A 5,595-nucleotide genomic window follows, 5' to 3' on the forward strand; every position below is an offset into this window, starting at 1 on the left:
CCGAGGTTGTGGGTGATGGCGATCAAGTGCCATTCCCTATTCACCTTCTCGAGGCCCCTTAATAGGAAGCGATCCAGGCCTCTGGCTGCTTTGATCTGGCCAAACACCGGCTCGACGATCGTCTTGCGCAGGGCGTAGATCGCCTGGCTCGCCTTGGATCGGATCTTGCGGTCCATTCGCCCCCTTGCATCCAGATCCCGTGGCGTTGGCCCCCTTGATGGACGGGGCCGTTTGCCGTGTTGCTGCCTGCTGGTGGAGACGTAGACATCCAGCTTGCGCTGTTCGCAGATCTCGATGTTGCCTGTGCTGCAGTACCCCGCATCCGCGATCAGCTTGTCCGGTAGCTGGCCGGTGTTGGCGACGATCCGCTCGACCATGGGCAGGAGATGGGAGGCATCACTGGCCTGGTTGCTGATCCCGACCGCCACGATCACCTGGTGATCGCCATCGACAGCGGCCTGGCAGTTGTAGCCCTGAATCCAGCCGTCCCCACCTTTAAGAATGTGACTGTCCGGGTCAGTGAAATTGCGCTGGGCCGTGCCTTTTGGATTTCCGGCTGCATCGGTGGGCAGGTTGCGGCTGGGCATCGCCTGGGGATCAGCGCTGACCTCCAGATCTGGGGCCGGCCGGCCCGCTGCCTCAGCCTTCTCGGTGGCCAGCTGCCGAGCCGCCTCGGCGCGTTGGCGTGCGGCTTTGGCACGGCGTGCAGCCTTCTCTCTGGTCTTGGCGTCGGCCTGGGTCGTTTCAGCCCCAGCCACCTGTTGTTCGGCCTCTTTGGCCTGCTGCTGGCGCTGGCGGGCCTGATCGGCGGCAGCCTCCGCTTCCAGCTCTGCTCTGGCCTTGCGGATCGCCTCAATCCGGTCCTGCCGGCGCTGGAGTTCCTGCGGCAGCTCATCGCCTCGCTTGTCTTTGCCGTAGCGCTCGTCTTCCTGGGCGTCGATCAGCTCGGCCTTGCGCAGCAGCGCGGCCATCTCCGTCTGCAGCTGAGCCTCGGCTTTGAGCATCCGCTCGTGGCTCATCGCTTTGTGTTTTGAGGCATTGGCTTTCATCTTGGTGCCATCCAGCGCCACATTGCCCAGGCTCACAAGACCCGCCTTCTGGCAGAGGCGCAGCACTTGCACGAACAGTCCCGCCAGGGCATCAAGGTGGACGCGGCGGAAATCACTGATGCGGCTGTGGTCCGGTTGCTGGTTACCGGTAAGAACCCGAAAGGCGGCGTCCTCCCAGCAGGCCCTCTCGATCCGGCGAGAGGATGGCAGTCCGACGCAGTCGGCGTACAGCAGCAGTGCCACCATCATCCGCGGCTCGTAGGCCTTGACCCCACGGGAATCCCGCTGGTCATAGACCGCATAGATGACTCCCAGATCCAGCTCGGTTGCCAGATCCAGCAAAAAGAACACCAGATGGTTCGCCGGCAGCCAATCAATCGGCGATGGCGGCAAGAGCAGGGTCTGCTCAGGGTTCCAGGGACGGAAAGTCTTGAGCTTGCACATAGCCCAGTTTATCACCCGAAACCATTGCGGTCACAGGGATCTAGGCAGATTTAAGGGCGTCTGCGGAGAGGCTGTGGGTGGTTTATGTGCGACAGGCTCCTAGGGTTGACCCACACTTGTAACTCCACCCTGGGAATGGGCCGCACTAGCTCAGGCGGTCTGCTTTGGTGAGGAAGGACAGCGGCATGTCCAGGTAGCTGAATCACCGGCAGCTACGTTCCCTCCCAGTATGGGCTGCCGGGCAAGATCCCGTGCTGATCGTGCTCGATCGCCGCCCGGCGGTGAGCGGCCGTTAGATCCTCAGCGCTGCGCCCTGCCCATGTGGTATCCAGCAGGGGCCAATGGATCCCCTCCTGGGGCATGGCCTCCAGGCCCGGTGCTCGGCGGTGGTGGGCCGGCGCCGGCGCGGTGATCGGAGCGGCTGTTTGCTGCTGGCAACCGGCAGCGGGCTGCTGAGTCGATTTTGCCGCCGCTTCTGCTGCCGCTACCTGTGTTTCCCCCGGAACTGCGGCCGACAACCCCTGCGAACACTCGGGTTTGCGTCAACCCACATGGCTTAATGTGCGCGTTGATGCTGCGCAGCCGCATTTCGCCGCTCTGGTTCATGGCCGGGGCGGGGCTGCTGGGCGGCCTGGGGCTGATCAACCGCTGAGGGGCCAGCCTGGCTGGGCCGGGTCGATCTGGATGGCTCCATTGACGATCTTGGCCTCTTCGGCAAGGCCGGCTGGTGGGGATCCATCTGGCCCCCGGGCGACGGTTGTGGCAATGCGGAGCTGCAGGGGCCTGAGCTGGAGGGCCACGATCCTCGCTCCGGTGTCGCCATTGCAGCCGGCATGGGCGGTGCCCCGCAGCCGCCCCCATACCAGCACGTGCCCGGCGGCGGAAATTCGCGCCCCGGGATTTACATCCCCGAGCAACAGGAGGGTCCCCTGGGTTTGCAGATGATCGCCGGAGCGCAGGGTGCCCCGGTGCACCACCAGCTCAGGATCGGGGTCGCCCGGGCCATTCCCCCTGGGGGTTGCCTGGGCCGGCCACTGGCTTTCGATCCCCAGGGCCGCTGCCGCCACATGGGTCTGGGGGTTACTGCTGCAGAGGTTGGCCAGTTCCAGCTCCAGGCCTGCCAGGGTGTCGCGCAGTTCGCTTAGCTGGCCCAGGCTGAGACGCCAGGATCCGGCCTCGAGTTGGAGCAGGCCCCGGGGCCCACCGCTGCCCAGCAGACGCGCACTGGCCACGGCCGACTGCACCAGGGCGGCGGCTTCCTGCAGCGGCGCTACCTGGCCGCTGTGGATGGTCGCTGGAGCAGGCAGCACTAGCCGGTGCAGCCCCTGGCCCGCCTGGGCTGGAATCAGCTCTGCTCCCGAATCTGCTCCCATAGATGGCTCCCCAGCGGCGTCCCTGCTCAGCGGCCCACCAATTTGCGCAACTTAGGCGCCACCTCGGCAGGGTGGATCAGCCAGGCCAGCTCCACTGGGATGGTGAGGCTCTGCACCAGGGCAGAGCGCTGCTCCAGGGCCTGGAGGTGCTCGCCATCCCAGAGCCGCAAGCCGCCTTCATAGGGGTGGTAGCCGCGGTTCTGGCGCTGCTCCAGACCACAGCTGGTTTCGGCATTTAATCCTGCAGCTTCACTCAATTGACGGGCTGCAGCCAGCAGCTCCATCCGCCGGCCCGGCTCCAGGTGGCTTACGGCGGTGGCCTTGAGCAGCCGTCTTTCCAGCAGTCGGCGGCAAGGGGCCTGCAGCTCCGCAGGGCCTTCCTCCATCCAGCGCATCAGGTGATACCCGGTGCGGATGTCGTCGTTGGCCAGGAAGGTCTCGAGATCGAGCCCATCGCAATGCCACAGCCAACGGGCCATCACCGGGTCGGCCCAAACCTCTGCCGGCCCCAGCCTGCGGGCGCTGGCGATGGTCTGGCGCAGCAGCCAGTTGCACACCACGTTGAGCCGGTGGTTGTAGACGCTCCGGTACATCAGATTGCGCACCACCAGGTAGTGCTCCACGGCCATCAGTCCCTTGGGGGTGATGGCCAGTTGGCCATCGGGGGCCAGGGTTAGGGCTGCCAGGATCCGCTCGAGATCAAGCTTGCCGTAGGCGGTGCCGGTGCTGTAGCTGTCGCGCAGGAGGTAGTCGAGCCGGTCGCAGTCGAGCTGGCTGCTCACCAGGGCCTGGATCGCGGCGTTGGGGTACTGGCCGTGCTCCAGCAGGGCGGCCACGGCCACTGCTGTGCCTGGGGCATAGGTCTCCAGCCGGTCCCGCAGTGCCGGGTGTTCCCGGATCAGGCGACCCGACCAGGCTTCATGGTGCAGCCCATACATCTCTTCACCGGAGTGGCTCAGGGGCCCATGGCCCACGTCGTGGAGCAGGGCCGCGGCGTAGAGCACGGCCCGGTGCTCGGCCAGGGCGGGATTGCGGCGCTCCAGCTGGCCCAGGGCCAGCCGGGCCAGATGCAATACCCCCAGGGAATGGGTGAAGCGGCTCGATTCGGCTCCGTGGAAGGTCAGAAAAGCTGGCCCCAGCTGGCGCACCCGACGCAGGCGCTGGAAGGGGGCGGTGTCGATCAGGTCGATGACCAGGGCTTCGGCCGGGTCGGCGCCATCGAGGCGGATCGCCCCGTGCAGCGGGTCGTGATACGTGCGTTCCCCCATCTTTATGGGGTCCCGTCCAGGCGGCCTGCAAGCAAGCGGCCCGTCTGTTCGAGCCAACTGTCGCCTTCGCCGCCGGGATCGAGGGGTTCGGGCTGGGGCAGCACCACATCGGGTTCAATGCCCTGGTTTTGGATGTCGCGGCCGCTGGGCGTGAGGTAGCGGGCCACCGTTACGGCCAGGCCGCTGGTGTCGCCAAGGGGGATCAGGGTTTGAATCAGTCCCTTGCCGAAGGTGCGTGCCCCCACCAGCTCGCTGCGGCCGTTGTCCTGGAGGCTCCCCGCCAGGATTTCGCTGGCGCTAGCGGTGCCCGCGTTCACCAGGGTGAGGATCGGTCCGTCGAAGAGCTGGCCAGGGCTTGCCTGCTGGGGGGAGCTGAGCCCATTGCGGTCCTGGGTTTCAACAATCGGAGCCCCATCGAGCAGGTCGTTCGCCACCGCCAGCCCCGCACTCACCAGGCCTCCGGAATTGTTGCGCAGATCCAGAATCAGGCCCTCGATGCCCTTGCCGTTGAGATCTGCCAGGGCTTCCTGAACGGCCTCGGGCACCGGTTCGGAAAATTGGGTGATCCGCAGGTACCCCAGGGTGTGGTCGCCCACCCGCAGCCGCTTGCTGCGCACCGGCCGCAGTTCCACCTGGCGCCGTTCCAGCTCCACTTCCCGGGGCTTTCCCCTGATGGTGAGTTGCACCAGCACCCTGCTGCCGGCTGGGCCCCGCAGGGCGGCGGCTGTTTGCTCGAGCCCAAGGGCCTCACTGGCCTTGCCATCCACCTGCACCACTTCTGCACCGCTGGGGATCTGGGCTTCAGAGGCGGGGGAGCCATCCAGCGGGGCGATCACAACGATTTGTTGATCGGGGCTGCGTAGGCCCAGCTGCAGTCCAACTCCGGTAACCGTGCCCTGGGTGTTGGAGCGCAGGGTGGCGTAGTCGCCCGGTCGCAGCAGCCGGGTGTAGGGGTCGCCCAGGGGGGTGAGCATCGCCTCGATGGCGTCATAGGCGTCGCTTGAGCTGGAGATGGGTTGCTCGAGGGCCTTCTGGCGCAGGCGCTTCCAGTGCACTTGGTCGAAGCGAGCGGGATCCACATAGCTCTGGTTCACCAGGCGCCATGCCTCCACCACCAGCTGCTGGGTGTCACTGAGGGCCAGGGTCCCCCTGGCTGGCCCGGCCAGCAGGCTGAGGGCCAGCAATGCCACCAGCAGCAGGATCCGCAGCGGATGCCTGGCCTTGGACCGGCCTGTTGCAAAGGGTTGAGAAGGCCTGGGCCTGGGGGGCTGGGCACTCACGAGCTGCTCTTGATCATCGGTAGACTTTCGCAATTACCCCACCAGCTGCATGGCGAACACACCTGCTGGAAACTCCGGACAGGCTGCTAACCCGGTCTACAACTGGTTCGAGGAACGCCTTGAGATCCAGTCAATTGCCGACGACATCTCCTCCAAGTATGTCCCGCCCCACGTCCATATT

Annotated in this window: 5 protein-coding genes and 1 pseudogene; 1 reads left to right on the forward strand and 5 read right to left on the reverse strand. The window is 65.9% G+C overall.

Features of this window, described 5'->3' with window-relative positions; all coding sequences use genetic code 11:
* The 5 genes from KBZ07_RS15335 to ctpZ all read right to left on the reverse strand — a co-directional run.
* Positions 1–1,493: IS1182 family transposase (locus KBZ07_RS15335; RefSeq protein WP_254932423.1), on the reverse strand; the 1,493-nt coding region annotated here is incomplete at its 3' end.
* A 212-nt stretch (positions 1,494–1,705) separates the two neighbouring features.
* Positions 1,706–2,011 (reverse strand): hypothetical protein, encoded by a 306-nt coding sequence (locus tag KBZ07_RS15340; protein WP_254932424.1) that lies wholly within the window; start codon positions 2,009–2,011, stop codon positions 1,706–1,708.
* Positions 2,012–2,134: 123 nt separating this feature from the next.
* Positions 2,135–2,866: a septum site-determining protein MinC gene (minC, locus tag KBZ07_RS15345; RefSeq protein ID WP_254932425.1), complete on the reverse strand. Its 732-nt coding sequence runs from the start codon at positions 2,864–2,866 to the stop codon at positions 2,135–2,137.
* A 26-nt stretch (positions 2,867–2,892) separates the two neighbouring features.
* Entirely contained in the window at positions 2,893–4,134 is a 1,242-nt protein-coding gene (locus tag KBZ07_RS15350) for an HD domain-containing protein (RefSeq protein ID WP_254932426.1), read from the reverse strand.
* Positions 4,135–4,136: 2 nt separating this feature from the next.
* A complete protein-coding gene (gene ctpZ / locus KBZ07_RS15355) occupies positions 4,137–5,414 on the reverse strand; it encodes a carboxyl-terminal processing protease CtpZ (RefSeq protein ID WP_396124125.1) in 1,278 nt (425 codons plus the stop codon).
* 49 nt (positions 5,415–5,463) lie between these two features.
* On the opposite strand from ctpZ, the pseudogene KBZ07_RS15360 reads away from it, so the two are divergent.
* Positions 5,464–5,595, forward strand: a pseudogene (locus tag KBZ07_RS15360) (cytochrome b6); the annotation flags it as partial.

It is taken from the genome of Cyanobium sp. BA20m-14, from assembly GCF_024346295.1.

Excerpts from the sequence above, each read along its gene's own strand:
- KBZ07_RS15350 (WP_254932426.1), bottom strand. The coding sequence starts at position 4,134 with ATGGGGGAACGCACGTATCACGACCCGCTGCACGGGGCGATCCGCCTC.
- minC (WP_254932425.1), bottom strand. The coding sequence starts at position 2,866 with ATGGGAGCAGATTCGGGAGCAGAGCTGATTCCAGCCCAGGCGGGCCAG.